Annotated in this window: 18 protein-coding genes; 8 read left to right on the top strand and 10 right to left on the bottom strand. The window is 36.1% G+C overall.

Going from position 1 to position 15,145, the window contains the following annotated elements; genetic code table 11:
- The first annotated feature begins 46 nt into the window (after nucleotides 1–46).
- Nucleotides 47–925, top strand: a complete 879-nt coding sequence (locus AC57AW_RS06135) for a cupin-like domain-containing protein (protein WP_496351201.1) — start codon at nucleotides 47–49, stop codon at nucleotides 923–925.
- A 184-nt stretch (nucleotides 926–1,109) separates the two neighbouring features.
- On the opposite strand, the gene AC57AW_RS06130 is transcribed toward AC57AW_RS06135, so the two are convergent.
- On the bottom strand, nucleotides 1,110–1,640 hold the full coding sequence (locus tag AC57AW_RS06130; RefSeq protein ID WP_496351200.1) for a GNAT family N-acetyltransferase: 531 nt from the start codon (nucleotides 1,638–1,640) through the stop codon (nucleotides 1,110–1,112).
- Between the two features lie 124 nt (nucleotides 1,641–1,764).
- Here AC57AW_RS06130 and mutS point away from each other — a divergent pair, with 124 nt between their 5' ends.
- Nucleotides 1,765–4,359 (top strand): DNA mismatch repair protein MutS, encoded by a 2,595-nt coding sequence (mutS, locus tag AC57AW_RS06125; protein ID WP_496351199.1) that lies wholly within the window; start codon nucleotides 1,765–1,767, stop codon nucleotides 4,357–4,359.
- 34 nt (nucleotides 4,360–4,393) lie between these two features.
- On the opposite strand, the gene AC57AW_RS06120 is transcribed toward mutS, so the two are convergent.
- From AC57AW_RS06120 to AC57AW_RS06105, 4 genes are all read right to left on the bottom strand, one after another.
- Complete coding sequence (locus tag AC57AW_RS06120; RefSeq protein WP_318847599.1) at nucleotides 4,394–4,561, bottom strand: hypothetical protein; 168 nt, start codon at nucleotides 4,559–4,561, stop codon at nucleotides 4,394–4,396.
- Between the two features lie 184 nt (nucleotides 4,562–4,745).
- The gene (locus tag AC57AW_RS06115) at nucleotides 4,746–4,901 is read right to left on the bottom strand and encodes a hypothetical protein (RefSeq protein WP_318847598.1); all 156 of its coding nucleotides are present in this window, start codon (nucleotides 4,899–4,901) and stop codon (nucleotides 4,746–4,748) included.
- Between the two features lie 42 nt (nucleotides 4,902–4,943).
- On the bottom strand, nucleotides 4,944–5,105 hold the full coding sequence (locus AC57AW_RS06110) for a hypothetical protein (protein ID WP_318847597.1): 162 nt from the start codon (nucleotides 5,103–5,105) through the stop codon (nucleotides 4,944–4,946).
- Between the two features lie 122 nt (nucleotides 5,106–5,227).
- Nucleotides 5,228–6,058, bottom strand: coding sequence for a hypothetical protein (locus AC57AW_RS06105; RefSeq protein WP_496351198.1), 831 nt, complete (start codon nucleotides 6,056–6,058; stop codon nucleotides 5,228–5,230).
- Nucleotides 6,059–6,198: 140 nt separating this feature from the next.
- Here AC57AW_RS06105 and AC57AW_RS06100 point away from each other — a divergent pair, with 140 nt between their 5' ends.
- The 3 genes from AC57AW_RS06100 (at nucleotide 6,199) to AC57AW_RS06090 (ending at nucleotide 7,822) form a co-directional block, all read left to right on the top strand.
- On the top strand, nucleotides 6,199–6,687 hold the full coding sequence (locus AC57AW_RS06100) for a TlpA family protein disulfide reductase (protein ID WP_496351197.1): 489 nt from the start codon (nucleotides 6,199–6,201) through the stop codon (nucleotides 6,685–6,687).
- Nucleotides 6,688–6,697: 10 nt separating this feature from the next.
- Nucleotides 6,698–7,351: a thioredoxin family protein gene (locus tag AC57AW_RS06095; RefSeq protein WP_496351196.1), complete on the top strand. Its 654-nt coding sequence runs from the start codon at nucleotides 6,698–6,700 to the stop codon at nucleotides 7,349–7,351.
- 69 nt (nucleotides 7,352–7,420) lie between these two features.
- A complete protein-coding gene (locus tag AC57AW_RS06090) occupies nucleotides 7,421–7,822 on the top strand; it encodes a ribosomal maturation YjgA family protein (RefSeq protein ID WP_496351195.1) in 402 nt (133 codons plus the stop codon).
- A gap of 24 nt (nucleotides 7,823–7,846) precedes the next feature.
- Here AC57AW_RS06090 and AC57AW_RS06085 read toward each other — a convergent pair whose 3' ends face one another.
- From AC57AW_RS06085 to AC57AW_RS06065, 5 genes are read right to left on the bottom strand one after another with little or no spacing between them, the layout of a single operon-like run.
- Nucleotides 7,847–8,767, bottom strand: coding sequence for a YARHG domain-containing protein (locus tag AC57AW_RS06085; protein WP_496351194.1), 921 nt, complete (start codon nucleotides 8,765–8,767; stop codon nucleotides 7,847–7,849).
- Nucleotides 8,764–9,402 (bottom strand): DUF2306 domain-containing protein, encoded by a 639-nt coding sequence (locus AC57AW_RS06080; protein WP_496351193.1) that lies wholly within the window; start codon nucleotides 9,400–9,402, stop codon nucleotides 8,764–8,766. Before AC57AW_RS06080 ends, AC57AW_RS06085 begins: the two co-directional genes overlap by 4 nt.
- A 4-nt stretch (nucleotides 9,403–9,406) precedes the next feature.
- Nucleotides 9,407–9,805 carry a hypothetical protein gene (locus AC57AW_RS06075; protein WP_496351192.1) on the bottom strand — a complete coding sequence of 133 codons (399 nt, stop codon included), beginning with the start codon at nucleotides 9,803–9,805 and terminating at the stop codon, nucleotides 9,407–9,409.
- A gap of 17 nt (nucleotides 9,806–9,822) precedes the next feature.
- Nucleotides 9,823–11,124: an alpha/beta fold hydrolase gene (locus AC57AW_RS06070; protein WP_496351191.1), complete on the bottom strand. Its 1,302-nt coding sequence runs from the start codon at nucleotides 11,122–11,124 to the stop codon at nucleotides 9,823–9,825.
- 31 nt (nucleotides 11,125–11,155) lie between these two features.
- On the bottom strand, nucleotides 11,156–12,358 hold the full coding sequence (locus AC57AW_RS06065; RefSeq protein WP_496351190.1) for a BaiN/RdsA family NAD(P)/FAD-dependent oxidoreductase: 1,203 nt from the start codon (nucleotides 12,356–12,358) through the stop codon (nucleotides 11,156–11,158).
- 114 nt (nucleotides 12,359–12,472) lie between these two features.
- Between AC57AW_RS06065 and AC57AW_RS06060 the strand changes: the two genes are divergently transcribed.
- The 3 genes from AC57AW_RS06060 to AC57AW_RS06050 all read left to right on the top strand — a co-directional run bounded on the left by AC57AW_RS06060 (nucleotide 12,473) and on the right by AC57AW_RS06050 (nucleotide 15,031).
- Nucleotides 12,473–12,967: an acyl-CoA thioesterase gene (locus tag AC57AW_RS06060; RefSeq protein WP_047422103.1), complete on the top strand. Its 495-nt coding sequence runs from the start codon at nucleotides 12,473–12,475 to the stop codon at nucleotides 12,965–12,967.
- A 94-nt stretch (nucleotides 12,968–13,061) separates the two neighbouring features.
- Nucleotides 13,062–14,114 (top strand): thiamine-phosphate kinase, encoded by a 1,053-nt coding sequence (gene thiL / locus AC57AW_RS06055; RefSeq protein WP_496351189.1) that lies wholly within the window; start codon nucleotides 13,062–13,064, stop codon nucleotides 14,112–14,114.
- Nucleotides 14,115–14,212: 98 nt separating this feature from the next.
- Nucleotides 14,213–15,031, top strand: a complete 819-nt coding sequence (locus AC57AW_RS06050; RefSeq protein ID WP_496351188.1) for a helix-turn-helix domain-containing protein — start codon at nucleotides 14,213–14,215, stop codon at nucleotides 15,029–15,031.
- Nucleotides 15,032–15,145 lie beyond the last annotated feature (114 nt).

The following is a 15,145-nucleotide window of genomic DNA, read 5'->3' as shown; positions in this document are numbered from 1 at the left end:
GGTTTCAAAAAAAGACTATTTTTATTTCGCATTAAATACAAAATACATGATCCTCGAAAACGTAGATACTGTAAATGATATCAGTAAAGAAGATTTTCAGAAGAATTATTTTAAAAAGCAGAAACCTCTTTTAATCAAGAATTTTGCGAGTCGATGGGATGCTTTCGACAAATGGAATCTGGCCTATATTCGTGAAAAAGCGGGAGATCAGGAGGTTCCGTTGTATGACAACAAGCCTGCGGATGCGACCAAAAGTTCTGATGCTCCGGTAGCCCAAATGAAAATGAAGGAATACATTGATACCATAAAAAAAAGGTCTTCAGATTTGCGCATTTTTTTCTATATCATTACAGACAGACTTCCTGAGCTGCTGAAAAATTTCACCTATCCGGATTTGGGAATAAAATTTTTTAAAAGACTTCCGACATTATTTTTTGGAGGGAGTGAAGCTCATGTTTTAATGCATTATGATGTGGATTTGGGTGATTTTATGCATATCCACTTTGAAGGAAAGAAAAGAATCCTTTTGTTTGATCAGAAACAGTCTCCGTTTTTATATAAAGTCCCTTTATCTGTTCATACAGTTTATGAGTTAGATTATGAAAACCCTGATTATGAAAGGTTTCCGGCTTTACAATATGCCAAAGGGTACGAAATTTTTATGGAACATGGGGATGCTCTCTTTATTCCAGGGGCTTTCTGGCACTTCAATAGATACCTGGAGCCTGGTTTTTCACTTTCATTACGAGCGCTTCCCAATAAACCGAATGTCTTTGCCAATATGCTGTATCATGTCTTCATTATGAGATACACGGATAAGCTCATGAGAAAATTATTCAAAGCCAAATGGGTAAACTACAAGCAAAAATGGGCCTATAAGAAAAGTTCTGAGGCTTTGGAGAAACACCTTAGAACAGGAAGATAAAAATTACATCTTAGATAATTTTAACGCAAAGAAGCAAGTTTTAGTTTTATTGCTGCTAAGAGCCCGTAAAGATGTTTCACTCAGCGAAGAAGCTTTCAATTGCTAAATGGAATGCCTTTGCGAACGAAAAATAAGGTGAGTTAATTCATTTTCTTTGCTTCTTAGCTTTAGATTTTGAATCAATTTATTTATTGATAAGCCCAAAGATTGTGGCATCCACAAATTTTCCTTTTTCAAAAAAATAATCTTTCAACGTTCCTTCTTTGCTGAAATTTAATGAAGACAGCAGCTTTTCAGAAGAAATATTGGAAGGATCAATGAATGCGTCTACCCGGTGAAGCCTCATAGTTTCAAATCCGTAAGTCAGGATAGGAAGAATGGCTTCTTTCATATAAGATTGCTGCCAGAATTTTGGATTGAGCTCGTAGCCGATTTCGGCTCTGAAATGTTCCCGGTACCAATTGTGGTAGCCGCAGGTGCCGATCACTTTCTTTTCAGATTTCAGTTCAAGCGCCCATCGGAATCCTTTTCCTTTTTCAAATTCACTGTTAAAGTGCTGAATAATGCGCCGTGAGTCCTCTTCTGTTTTGAAAGTCTCCAGATCATAATATTCCATGACTTCATCCAGAGAAAAATACTCGAACAAGTCTTGGGTATCATTGAAAGTAAGCTGACGTAAAATAAGCCTTTCAGTCTCTAAAACAGGAAATTCCATGAATGATGTGATTTGATGGTGAAAATACGATTAATTACTGATAAAGAAAAGTATAGAAGATTAACCCCTAAACAATTCTCTTACCCTGAATTTATTTTTCTAAATTTGGGGCTCATTTTTTACTATGGCAAAAGCAGCGAAGAAAGAAACCCCATTAATGACGCAGTACAATACCATCAAGGCGAAATACCCTGATGCGCTATTATTATTCAGGGTTGGGGATTTTTATGAAACTTTTGGGCAGGATGCTGTCAGAACTTCTCAGATTCTGGGTATTGTGCTTACTAAAAGAGCCAATGGTGATGGGCATATAGAGCTGGCCGGATTTCCACATCACTCTGTAGATTCTTATCTTCCAAAATTGGTAAGGGCAGGTATGAGAGTAGCGATCTGTGATCAGCTTGAAGATCCTAAAATGGTAAAGGGTATTGTGAAAAGAGGTGTTACTGAATTGGTTACGCCGGGAGTTACCTTCAATGATCAGGTATTAAATTCCAAAAAGAACAATTTCCTTCTTTCTTTACATAAAGAAAAAGAGAAATATGGAATTGCCCTTGTAGATATCTCTACAGGAGAATTTCTGGTAAGTGAAGGAAACCTGGAGAAGCTATTGCACATTGTCAATACTTTTGATCCCAGCGAGATTATTTACCAGAGAAGTGTGCAGATTCCGGAGCAGATTAAGAATAAAAATGCCTTCAAACTGGAAGACTGGGCTTTTCAATATAATTTTGCCTACGAGAAATTAACGAATCATTTTAAAACCAATTCTTTAAAAGGATTTGGGGTAGAAAATCTTCCCTTGGCTATTACAGCAGCAGGAGCCATTTTTGCCTATCTGGTAGAAGATACCCATCATAATCTGCTTGCCCATATTACCAAACTTCAGATCATTCCACAGGAAGATTATCTGATGATGGATAATTTTACCCTTAGAAACCTGGAAATTGTTTATCCAAGCAATCCACAGGGGAAATCTCTGCTGGATATCATTGATAAAACCTCTACTCCGATGGGAGGAAGGCTTTTGAGAAGAAGAATCATTCTTCCTTTAAAATCAGTGGACGAGATCATGAGAAGACTTTCTCTGATTGATTTCTTAAACGAAAAAGATACTCTTAAATACGAAATTTGCCAGCTTTTGAAATCGATTTCTGACCTGGACCGATTGATGGGCAAACTGGCCGCAGAGAAAATTTCACCTAAAGAACTGGGATATCTTCGCCAAAGTTTAATTAATATTCATACAATCAAAGCTTTATTGCATCCTCATGCAGATGTGCTGGCGTGGCTGGAACCCTTGTTTGACCTTGAAGAATTGATTAAGTTTCTGCAAAATCATCTTAATGAAGAACTTCCGGTAAGTATTGCCAAAGGAAATGTCATTAAAGAAGGAGTTTCTGAAGAGCTGGACAGATTGAGAAATCTACAGAGCAAAGGGCGTGGATTCCTGGACGAAATGTGCCAGAGAGAGATTGAAAGAACAGGTATTACAAGCCTTAAAATTGATTTTAATAATGTTTTCGGATACTATATTGAAGTTCGAAATACTCATAAAGATAAAGTTCCGGATGACTGGGTAAGAAAGCAGACCTTAGTGAATGCGGAGAGATATATTACTGAAGAATTAAAGGAATACGAAAGCCAGATTCTGGGTGCCGAAGAAAAAATAGGGGTTCTGGAAACCTCGCTGTACAGAAACTTATGTGCAGAAACAATGATTTATATTGATCAGATTCAAGGGAACTCCAATATCATTGCTCAGCTTGATGTGGCTTCCGGATTATCTGAACTGGCTGTTTCTGAAAGCTATACAAGACCTGTTTTGAATGACGGTTATGCTATCGATTTAAAAGAAGCCAGACACCCGATCATTGAGAATGCACTTCCTCTTGGGGAAAAATATATTCCGAATGATATATTTCTGGATAAAGATTCTCAGCAGATTATCATGGTGACAGGGCCGAACATGGCCGGTAAATCTGCCATTCTGCGTCAGACGGCTATTGTATGTCTTTTGGCTCAGATCGGAAGTTTTGTACCTGCAAAACATGCTGAAATCGGATTACTGGATAAGATCTTTACAAGGGTAGGAGCTACAGACAATATTTCTGCAGGAGAATCTACTTTCATGGTAGAAATGAACGAGGCTGCTAATATTTTGAATAATATTTCAGAACGAAGCCTGATTCTGCTGGATGAAATCGGCCGTGGAACTTCTACTTACGACGGGGTTTCTATTGCATGGGCAATTGCAGAATATCTTCATCAACATCCTACGCAGGCTAAAACCTTATTTGCAACACATTACCATGAGCTGAATGAAATGACGGTTAATTTTGAAAGGGTAAAAAATTTCCATGTTTCTATTCAGGAAAATAAAGGAAATATCATCTTTCTTAGAAAACTGGTTCCCGGGGGAAGTGAACATAGTTTCGGTATCCATGTTGCAAAACTGGCGGGAATGCCTTCTAAAGTGGTCAACAGAGCCAATGAAATTCTTAAAACACTTGAAGCGAGCAGAACTCAGGGCAGTGGAAGCACTTCTGAGAATATCAAAAGAGTGACAGAGGAAAATATGCAGCTCTCTTTCTTCCAGCTGGATGATCCCGTTCTGGAAAATATCCGCGAAGAACTGACAAAAATAGATATCAACACGCTGACACCTATTGAAGCTTTAATGAAGCTGAATTCGATAAAAAAAATGATTGGAGGTTAATCCAATCATTTTTATTTAACAATATTCTGTAAGATTAACAGCAAAATCCATCCTGCATGCCAGGAACTCCGGAGCGTTCTTCTCCTGTGTGCGGATCTGTACAGCTTATTACTCTTGGGCAGATAGGTCTGTTGGCTCCGCCGCTGATCTCTTTTAGCTCACTTTTGTTAAGCTTTCTTTTTTGATTTTTTGAATTTTTCATAGTAATTTGAATTTGGTAAAAGCGAATTTACATAATATTTTTATTGATTCAAAATATTGTTATTCAAATTGTTAAGTTATGTTTTTGATAATGGCCTTATCATTCCTGAAGAAGCTGCATTCCATAAAAAAAGATTGAGGGGCTGCCTCAATCCTTTTTAATTTATCTGATAAGTTTGCTGATATTAGCAGCAAAATCCATTTTTGTCACCAGCACCAAGCTGCCAATCTTCAAATTCTCCCATGCGGCAGAATCCATCAAAGCATAATCTTCCGCTTCCTTTAATATCTTTCAATTCACTTTTTGTCAATTTTCTTTTTTGAATGTTTGATTTTCTCATGATAATCTTAGTTTTGATTTGATTTTTCTTGAAATTTTTTGATTAGCAACAGAATCCGTCTTTTCCTACAAGACCCGGAACCATTTCTCCTGAATCAGGATGTGTACAGAACCCTCGAAGACATCTTGGAGGAAGTGCTCCACCATTAATTTCTTTTAGTTCGCTTTTGTAAAGCTTTCTCTTTTGAATGTTTTGTTTTTTCATGGTAAATTTAGTTTTTGATTCTACTCAAATATACAAAATCATTCATATAATTCTACTGGTTGTGAAAAAATTAACATATCTGTGTATGGAAAATAAAAAGAGCGCTTTAAGCGCTCAGTGTTTTATAAATGATTGTATTCGTATAAATTAACATCAGTGGAACCTGTAGGTGTATTTCCTGTTTTATCATAATAGCTTCGGATTTCTTTTGTAGGATAGCCGCTGGCATTGTATTCAAAATTAGATTTGAATATTGTCCATTCAGTTCCGGTTCCATTATTATAACTGACGATGTGATTGTAGCTTAATGTATTGTGAGCAGATCCGCTTTCATCTTCATTATCAACAATCTTTAGGTATCCGGTTATATTTTTTAAAGGAGCATTTTTTGTATCATATACTACTGTTTTTAAGGTAGAAGTTGCTGTTTCAGTAGTATTATTTTGAGTTCTTGAAAGAGTACCGGTCCAGCTGCTCATAGAGCCATCAGCATTTAGTACAGCATTTCTTGTTTCATTTCTTGTTGATGCTGAAGTAGATGCAGTATAAAGTATTTTTACATTATTATTGGCTTGATAAGTATAGTTGGATTCTGAACTCCACTGTCCGCCGAAATCAATTCCGTTAATTGTCTTTTTTGATAATCTGCCATTTCCGTCGTAGGTAAATTTAGTAGTAAGAGAGGTATTTGAGCCATTAACTACAGATTGTGTGATAAGATCACCAGAATATATAAATGTAGTTACACTTCCTTCGGTAAGATTTTTGATCTGAGAAATTTTTGAACCGTTATAGGTAAACGTTAAGACATCTCCGTCCATCGTCATTTTCGTTACTAAAACCGGATTGTTATCATTGTTGTTCCCGTTGTTGTTAGATGAATCATCATCATTGTTACTGCTAGAGCATGATGCCAAAAAGAAAATTGGCAGAAGCAAATAAGTTTTTTTCATGGTTTTAAGTTTAAGGCTGTAAAAGTATTAAAAAAATGTATTGGTGATAAAAATAAGTTGTTCATTTGTAGATAATTTATGAAATAAGAAAAAGTCATTTTTTATATATTTTTGAATTGTAGTGTTTTATGGTTTTGAATATGAAGAATTTAATAAAGATATTAGCAGTATTTATATTTTGTACGGTTTGTAAAGCCCAGCAGACTGATGTTTCTGTGATAAAATATGAAGATCTGGAAAAGCGGATTCAGCAGGAACAAGATAAATTATTGGTTGTAAACTTTTGGTCAACAACCTGTGGGCCATGCGTAAAAGAACTTCCTCATTTTATGGAAGTGAATGCTGAGTTTACGGATAATCAGAAATTTAAAATGATTTTAGTTTCACTGGACAGGCTGGCAGATAAAGAAAGAGTATTGAAATTCGTTAAAAATAAAAACCTTACCGCTGAGGTTCTCTTACTGGATGATATCAAAAGAATGAATACCTGGATTCCAAAGTTTGAAAAAGACTGGGATGGGAATATTCCGGTAACGCTGTTCTATAAAAACGGGGTGAAATTTCACTTCAATGATGGTGAAATGAGTAAAGCAGACCTTGAAAAAACAATTAAAGAAAATCTACAATAAATAATCGATTATGAAAAACCTGAAAATTTTAATGACCGCATTCATCGTTGGACTGGGATTACTGAGTTTTACAACGAAAGATCATGATAAAAACAAAAGTCATAAAGAAAATATTGCTGCTAAAGGCTATGAAGTAGGGGATGAAGCTGCTGATTTTAAGCTTAAAAATATTGATGGCAAAATGGTTTCTTTAAGCGATTTTAAGAGTGCAAAAGGATTCATTGTGGTATTTACATGCAATCACTGCCCATACGCCAAGAAATATGAAGACAGGATTATTGAGCTGGATAAAAAATACAAAGCTCAGGGATATCCGGTTATCGCAATCAATCCTAATGATCCTAATGTACAGCCGGAAGACGGTTACCAGCAGATGATCGAAAGAGCAAAGCAAAAGGGGTTTACTTTTCCGTATCTGGTAGATGAAGGGCAGAAAATTTATCCGCAGTATGGAGCAACAAAGACACCTCATGTTTTTGTTCTTAAGAAAGAAAACGGGAAGAATATCGTGAAATATATCGGTGCTATTGACAATAATTATGATAACCCGAATGACGTATCCGAATATTATGCTCAGGATGCTGTAAATGCTCTGATAAAAGGTGAATCGGTAAAAATGACTAAAACAGTAGCCATAGGATGTACAATTAAAGTAAAGAAATAATATATTTGCTTATATATAATAGATCGGTGTTCCTTGAATACCGATTTTTTATGCCTAATCCCTTTTGAAATGAAATTACAATTCAGCCTGAAATATCTTCTTCTGACCCTATTTATTTTTCTTATAGAAGTATTGATAGCCACCAAACTGAGTCATGTTTTCTTCGTAAGAGCTTATCTCGGGGATGTTATTGTGGTGATGCTTCTTTACACTTTCGTAAAGAGTTTTGTAAAGGTAAATAATGAAAAACTGATTCTGGGGATTCTTATTTTTTCCTTTCTGATAGAATTTGCTCAGTACTTCCATATTGCAGAAAAATTAGGCTTCCGTCCTGGAAGCCTGATGTATATTGTTATCGGAAATTCTTTTTCATGGATTGATAACCTGTGCTATGCTGTAGGATGTCTGCTGCTTTATCTTTTCGTAAGGATGACAAAAAGTGAAAACTTAACCTCAACCCCTAATCCCTAACAGCTGCAACCTAATCCCTATTGTTTATCTCCCAAAACTATCATATTTATCCTCTGCATACTTGGTAAAACGGTTCAGTAAAGCTACATTTTCCTTTTCCATAGGAGAAAGATCATTATCTACATTGCTGGAAACCGGGATGTACCAGTCTGTTTGTTCAAAGAAATTTCTATAGGTTTCTTTTTTGAAAGAGTAGCCATGTCTTGCAAATACGGAATTTTTGATGATCTCAAGATCAAGTTTTCTTAAGTTTTTAAGATCTTTTTCCGTCAGTTTCTGCTTGGAGGCATTCAGTTTGAATATGGCTTCTGAAGCGACACGGTTTTTGGATGTTTTATAGCTTTCTGTCTTGCCTGTTTCTTCATCCTTGTACTTTTCTGTGAATTCTTTAGGATTGGACCAGTCTACCAGGTCAGAATCTTTATCCAGCATAAAGTTGGGATTATACACAAACTCTTTTTTAGTAAGCTTGAGTGTTTTGGAAGGAGCTTTGACTGCTGTTTTGTTAAAGACATTCCATTTTCCGGTTAAGCTGTCTCCTTTCAGTTTTACTTCAAACCTTCCGTCAGTTTTGTCATTTCCCGGTTCATCCAGAACAAAAGACGCTGAAGCCTCATTGAAAATCCCTCTGAATGGACGTTGATTGCCATTCACAATACTTTGTCCGTAAACGCTGTCCTTGGTGATTCTGTTGATCTTTAAAGAAATTCTTTTATAATTATCAACGTCATATTCCGAACCATCTGTTTCGTCAACGACCTTTTCCATTCCGGCAAATTCTCCGGTATAGATTCCGTAATATTCTTTGTGAACTTCAGGAATAACAACAGAATCTTTTTTTGCAGTCAGAGAATCTTTCCCCGATTCATTGGTCTTTCCCTCTTTTTTACAGCTTGCCAAAGAAACTGCCAGTAAAGAAATCAATGTGTAATTTACAATTTTCATATATGTTTTTTTGTGATTAAATATTCAATAATAAGGATATTGGGAATCCAGCCCAGCCATGCAATGATCTGATAAACATCCATAGGATTGGGATGAAATAAATATACAATAATAACTTTCCACATTCTCAGGGTAATCGCAGATAGTGTAAAAGCAAAACTGCGCCACATCCATTGTTTGTGTTCTTTAAACTTCTTTTGTCTTGCCAGCTGATACGCTTTAAACGTTGAAAACCACCATAAAAAGCCCAAAATAATAAACGAAATCTTTGATAAAAGACCTCCATTGGCGAATATCCCCATATAAATTCCTGAAGGTGCAGCGAAGATCAGAATGAGAAAAATATACACTTTTCCCATATTCCGGTGGAAGTTTTTTACTCCAAAATCTTTTCTCAGTATAGCTAAAAACCCTGAGAGAAGAACAAAAATACTCGTATAAACGTGAGTATAGAAAAATGTGAGATATTCAGGTCTTTCTACCACTTCCGTCTGCTTAATCATCAGAAAACTGGCTTCAGGATTAAAAGGAATATATTCTAACGTAATCTTTAGCATCAGCCAAAAGAAGTATCCAAATCCTATGACGAGAAGGATTTTAAAAAGGATAGATGTATTTCTTTTAGCAGAGAGCATTTAATTATTCAAAATTGATAGTGAAAGGGACAGTAAACCAAATCAATGCAGGATGTCCTTTGTACTCTCCGGGAGTCCATTTGGTTTTCATAGATTTCATTGCTCTTTCCACTTCATGATTAAGAGATTCATTTTCTCCTGTTACAATAATAGTTTCTATATCACCTTTAGCGCTGACTGAGAACTTTGCGTTGGAATGGGCTTTACCTTTTGGTCCCTTTATTCGGTTAGAATTAATTTTTTGACTTACATCCCGCATGAATGCAGAAATTCCACCAGGATATTCTGCCTGCTTACTTTGTTCAGACTTATATTCATCTCTGGAATGATCTTCGGTAGGTTGTGTTTGGGCGAAAGTGAGCCCAAATCCAAGACATAAAATGAATGCTAGTACTTTTTTCATGATTATAGGTGTTCAGTTTATTTATTTTCAAAGAAGTCTATGACTAGTTCATTGAACAATTCCGGTTTTTCTTCAGGAACATAATGATTTGCATTTGGGATAATAGCTAATTGTCCTTTTGGGATAGATTCTGCGATTTTTACCGTATGCTCTGTTTTTATAAGATCATTATCACCAGCAATGATCAATGATGGGCACTGAATTTTATTCAGGTCTTTATACTTCCATTGAGGATACTTCAAATCCAGATTGAGAAGATCAATAAAGATGTCATTTTTATGGTCTTTATTCTCTTTAGTAAGATTCACGAGCATTTCTTTCATGGATTTTAAATCATTATCTTTGACTCCTTCCGGAAATATATTGGCTCCTGAGCATGCTATTTTGTCTACCATCTCCGGATATTTCATTGCCATAGAGAGCGCGAGGATTCCTCCGTCACTCCAGCCAAGAATTTTTGTTTTTTTGATGTTCAGCTTCTCTAAAAACTGCTTGAGATCTTCTGTCTGAATATCAAAAGTAAGTTCTTTCGTTTTGTCATACGTAGATCTTCCCCGTTCACGGCAATCGACAATGATTACTTTATATTTTTTAGCAAATATATCTTTTTGATTCATAAAGGCACTGATGGATTGGCCATTGCCATGAAGCATAAGAACTGGTTCACCTTCTCCATAGACTTCATAGTATAATTTGATACCATTAACGTCCATAAATTTTCCTTCCGGCATTGTTCCAATAATACCACGACCTTTAATCAACAAAGATTTGTTGCCACTGAATGGTTTGTAATCTGAAGTTTCAATTGTAAAATGTTTTACGTGCTTTATTTTCTGAGAACGGATTCCTTCAAACCAACCATTTGAAGATGCAATCTCTTTTTCAAAACCTGAGTTTTCCAGCGGAATTTCAGTCCATTTTTTTGACTTTCCATCATTGAGTTCCAGCTTAAAATTGTCAAAATAAAAATCCCCGTTGCTTTGTGCAAAAGCTCCGATATTCATGGTCTTCGCAGATGGACTGATAGTGCCTTTTATTTCGTAGGTTTTCCATTCATGGGTTACTTGGATTCCATAATATTGATTTTCAAAGAAACTGGTAGACTCATCTTTATTATCTATTCTGCACCATAACCCACAATTGGAACCATTATCCTCATTATCTTTTCTGATTTTTGCGGTGATACGGAAGTTCCAATTCTGTTTATTCTCTATATTGACAGCTTGCGTGAATGAAGTCCAGTCAGAGACAATCGTTTTTTCCTGGCTGTATCCTAAACAGAACAAGAGTAGAAGAAAGAACCCGAATTTTTTTTTCATGTATTTAGTTTTTATTAAAAGTAATATTTTTTTATAAGCTGTTGAGATCCTGTGCAATCAGCCATCCTTCACTCCAGCAAGCCTGGAAATTGAACCCACCTGTCACGGCATCTATATTGAGAACTTCTCCGGCAATATAGAAATTAGGAAGAAGTTTTGAAGACATGTTTTTGAAGTTAATTTCCTTTAAATCAACCCCTCCAGCTGTCACGAATTCATCTTTAAAAGTTGATTTTCCAGTTACCTGAAACTTCTTTTTGCAAAGATTTTCAAGAATTTTCTCCATTTCCTTTCCGGAAATATTAGCCACCTGTTTGTTGAGGTCAACTTTTGAAATATCTAAAATCTTCTGCCAGAACCTGTTGGTAATATCAAAAATCTTAGACTGCCCAATAGTCTTTTTAGGATTACTTTGTTTAAAGTTATTGAAGAGTTCTTCTGCTTCATCCATTTCTATGGAGATAAAATTAACTTCAATTTCAAAGTTATATTTTAGTTTTGCAAGACTTATGGCTTCCCATGCAGAAATTTTCAAAACAGCAGGTCCGGAAAGTCCCCAGTGGGTAATAAGCAGCGGTCCACTCTCCTCAGTTTTTAGTTTTGGAATAGAAATTCCTGCGTTTTCAAAGCTTGTTCCCGGAAGATCTTTTAGCAATTCATCTTTAATATTGAAAGTAAAGAGGGAAGGAACAAGATCTACAATCTTATGTCCCAGATTTTCAACCATTTTTAAAGACTTTGGAGAGCTTCCCGTTGTATACACGATATAATCTGCCTCAAAATCCCCGGAATTGGTTTTTACGATATATTTTTCATCCTGCTTTTCAATCTCTTTTACCGTACATTTTGTTCTTACGGAGACATTTTTCTTTTGGGTCTCATTCAGAAAAGTATTGATGATCGTCTGAGAAGAGTTGCTTTCAGGAAAAGTTCTGTTGTCATTTTCAATTTTCAAGGGAACATTACGCTGATCAAACCATTCCATCGTGTCACCAGGCTGAAATTTGCTGAAAACACTTAGCAGTTCCTTGTTTCCACGAGGATAAAACTGAACAAGCTCTCTGGGGTCAAAGCATGCGTGAGTCACATTACAACGTCCGCCTCCGGAAATTTTAACTTTCTGAAGGACATCTGAGTTCTGTTCTAAAATCGTAATTGTATATTTCTTTTCGTCAAGATTGGATGCACAGAAAAAGCCTGCAGCACCGCCTCCGATAATAATGATCTGTTTCATGTATATGTAATCCTATGCGGAAGATTATTTTTTCAAAAGTACAATTTTTATAAACCATCTTATTTGAGTATTTTTGAAGATTATAATTTTAACGAGACCAAAAACGATTTTCAAATGATTTTCTACCATAAATTTGAAGTGCGATGGAGCGATCTTGATGCTAATAAGCACTTAGCCAATTCATCCTATGTACAATATTGTGCGCAAGCCAGAATGGCTTTTATGACTAAAGAGAAAATGGGAGTTACCCAGCTAAGCAGATGGGGAATAGGTCCTGTAATCCTGCATGAAAGATATTCTTTCTTCAAAGAAATCTATGCAGATCAAATTGTCATTGTAAGTGTGGAAATAGACGGATGTGCAGAAGATTCTTCTATCTACCGTTTCGTACACAAATTCTATACACCGGATGGAATGCACTGTGCGACTGCAGAAGCTACAGGAGTATGGATTGATATGATGCTTAGAAAAATGACCACTCCGCCGGATGATGTAGTGGAAGCAATGAATAAGTATAAAAGTCCGGAAACGGTTGTATTATCGAAAGAAGATTTCAAAAAATTTCCTTTTCACCCACACAATATCGACCCGGCAGAAATTAATATATAAATGATGAATGATGATTGGTCAATGACAGCGATGAAATATTGTATTCTTGATGCATCAATTATCATTTATTAATGATCACTTATAAACAGAAATTATGTTTGAAGATAAATCACAGGAGCTGACGCCCATTTCAAAATTAGGAGAATTCGGTCTTATTAAACATTTGACAGAACATTTTCTGCTATCCAATGAATCTTCAGAACTTGGAGTAGGAGATGATGCAGCAGTAATCAATCCTGATAACAAAAAAGTAGTTCTTACTACAGACGTACTGGCAGAAGGAGTACACTTTAATCTGGGATATGTACCCTTGAAGCATTTAGGATATAAAGCGGTGGTGGTAAACCTTAGCGATATTGCAGCAATGAATGCAACACCTACACAGATATTGGTTTCCCTTGCAGTTTCCAACCGTTTTCCGGTGGAAGCTTTAGAAGAAATCTATTCCGGAATTCAGGCTGCCTGCGGAAGATACAAAGTGGATTTGATAGGAGGAGATACAACAAGTTCCAATTCAGGGCTGGTAATGAGCATTACTGCTGTAGGAATTGAAAATGATGAAAATATCGTCAAAAGAAGCGGAGCAAAACCTAATGATCTTCTTGTGGTAACAGGAGATTTGGGTGGAGCTTATATGGGATTACAGATTCTTGAAAGAGAGCATGCTGTATATCTTGCAGATCCAAACATGCAGCCGGAAATGGAAGGCTACGACTATATCCTGGAAAGACAACTGAAACCTGAAGCAAGAACAGACGTTAAAACGATTCTGGAAGAACTGGATATAAAACCAACTTCTATGATTGATATTTCTGATGGGCTGGCTTCTGAAATTCTTCACCTTTCTGACCAGTCAAAAGTAGGATTCAGATTGTATGAAGAAAAAGTACCATTGGATAATCTTACCATCTCTACCGCGGATGAAATGAACCTGAATCCGGTAATGACTGCTTTAAGCGGAGGTGAAGATTATGAACTTCTGTTCACGATTTCACCAGATGATTTTGATAAAATTAAAAATCACCCGGATTTTACCATTATAGGACATGCTGTAGAAAAAGAAGAAGGAAACTTTATGGTAGCAAGAGGGTCTAACCAGCTGGTAGCGCTGACTGCTCAAGGTTGGGATGCCTTTTTAAACCAATAAAACCGAAAAATTATATTTAATTTTAAATATTGTAAGAAAACCGCAGCACTTTTTTTGCTGTGGTTTTTGTTTATAGCTAATTATTTTACAACAGAGTAATGATTACAGCAGAAAAAGAAATCCCGGTTCACCATCTCACTTCTGAAGAATTTCAGATGAGTACTTTGAGTGCTGCAGGCCCAGAGAACTTTCATGATGTTCACCGGCATAATTTTTTTGAAATTATCTGGTTCAGAGAAGTCTTTGAAAACAGCCGTTTAGAACTGGATTTTGAAAGCTATAAACTGGAAAATAATCAAATCTGTATCATTGCACCAGGGCAGGCATTCAATATGAAACTGGAAGGAGAGGAAGGATATGCAATGGCAATAAGCAGAGAAATTTTCAATGAAGCCTGTGATATAGAATCGGTACTCACAGGAGGAGAGCTTCCCTTTTTTTTAAATCCCAAAAATGAAAAAACCTGCAGTACGATTATAGCACTCATTGAGCAGGAATATAAAGCGACATCAAGAACGGAACTTTTAAAGGCATACCTGAAAGCTTTTTGTATCATCATTGGGGAGCAAATTCACAGCCAGCAACCTTTATTGAATGACCGTCAACGCATTCAGGAACTGGTGGGACTTATTGAGAGGCATTATATAGTACATAAAGAAACAGGTTTCTACGCTGATCAATTGAAGATAAGCACACATCATCTTAATGATATTGTACGTCTTTTGAGAGGGACAACAGTAAAAAAAATGATTTCCCAGCGTCTTATCCTGGAAGCGAAAAGAGAACTTAGTTTTGGTGCTTTAACAGTGAAAGAGATTGCTTTTAAATTGGGTTTTAGTGACGCTTCCTACTTTTCACGCTTTTTCAAAAAACATACAAACCAGAATCCTGATGGGTTTAGACCTGGAAAAAGCTAATCCTCAGAATGTTCCTTTAAAATATTCATAATGGCTATAGTTAACAAGCGAAATCTTCAGTTTGTGCTATCCTTCCTTCAGTTCTTTTATTGAAAAATAAAGCTTTTTACATCA

It is taken from the genome of Chryseobacterium sp. BGA-UO-ETr-SB22 (assembly GCF_059567885.1).
The sequence above is the reverse complement of the archived record's forward strand: the minus strand, read 5'-3'. Positions and strand labels throughout refer to the sequence as shown.

Bases quoted from the DNA above. Each gene is read 5' to 3' on its own strand.
- AC57AW_RS06130 (WP_496351200.1), bottom strand. From the start codon at position 1,640: ATGGAATTTCCTGTTTTAGAGACTGAAAGGCTTATTTTACGTCAGCTT.
- AC57AW_RS06100 (WP_496351197.1), top strand. From the start codon at position 6,199: ATGAAGAATTTAATAAAGATATTAGCAGTATTTATATTTTGTACGGTT.
- AC57AW_RS06075 (WP_496351192.1), bottom strand. From the start codon at position 9,805: ATGAAAAAAGTACTAGCATTCATTTTATGTCTTGGATTTGGGCTCACT.
- AC57AW_RS06095 (WP_496351196.1), top strand. From the start codon at position 6,698: ATGAAAAACCTGAAAATTTTAATGACCGCATTCATCGTTGGACTGGGA.
- AC57AW_RS06115 (WP_318847598.1), bottom strand. From the start codon at position 4,901: ATGAGAAAATCAAACATTCAAAAAAGAAAATTGACAAAAAGTGAATTG.
- AC57AW_RS06135 (WP_496351201.1), top strand. From the start codon at position 47: ATGATCCTCGAAAACGTAGATACTGTAAATGATATCAGTAAAGAAGAT.
- AC57AW_RS06065 (WP_496351190.1), bottom strand. From the start codon at position 12,358: ATGAAACAGATCATTATTATCGGAGGCGGTGCTGCAGGCTTTTTCTGT.
- AC57AW_RS06120 (WP_318847599.1), bottom strand. From the start codon at position 4,561: ATGAAAAATTCAAAAAATCAAAAAAGAAAGCTTAACAAAAGTGAGCTA.
- AC57AW_RS06060 (WP_047422103.1), top strand. From the start codon at position 12,473: ATGATTTTCTACCATAAATTTGAAGTGCGATGGAGCGATCTTGATGCT.
- mutS (WP_496351199.1), top strand. From the start codon at position 1,765: ATGGCAAAAGCAGCGAAGAAAGAAACCCCATTAATGACGCAGTACAAT.
- AC57AW_RS06105 (WP_496351198.1), bottom strand. From the start codon at position 6,058: ATGAAAAAAACTTATTTGCTTCTGCCAATTTTCTTTTTGGCATCATGC.
- AC57AW_RS06080 (WP_496351193.1), bottom strand. From the start codon at position 9,402: ATGCTCTCTGCTAAAAGAAATACATCTATCCTTTTTAAAATCCTTCTC.
- AC57AW_RS06085 (WP_496351194.1), bottom strand. From the start codon at position 8,767: ATGAAAATTGTAAATTACACATTGATTTCTTTACTGGCAGTTTCTTTG.
- AC57AW_RS06050 (WP_496351188.1), top strand. From the start codon at position 14,213: ATGATTACAGCAGAAAAAGAAATCCCGGTTCACCATCTCACTTCTGAA.
- AC57AW_RS06070 (WP_496351191.1), bottom strand. From the start codon at position 11,124: ATGAAAAAAAAATTCGGGTTCTTTCTTCTACTCTTGTTCTGTTTAGGA.
- AC57AW_RS06090 (WP_496351195.1), top strand. From the start codon at position 7,421: ATGAAATTACAATTCAGCCTGAAATATCTTCTTCTGACCCTATTTATT.
- thiL (WP_496351189.1), top strand. From the start codon at position 13,062: ATGTTTGAAGATAAATCACAGGAGCTGACGCCCATTTCAAAATTAGGA.
- AC57AW_RS06110 (WP_318847597.1), bottom strand. From the start codon at position 5,105: ATGAAAAAACAAAACATTCAAAAGAGAAAGCTTTACAAAAGCGAACTA.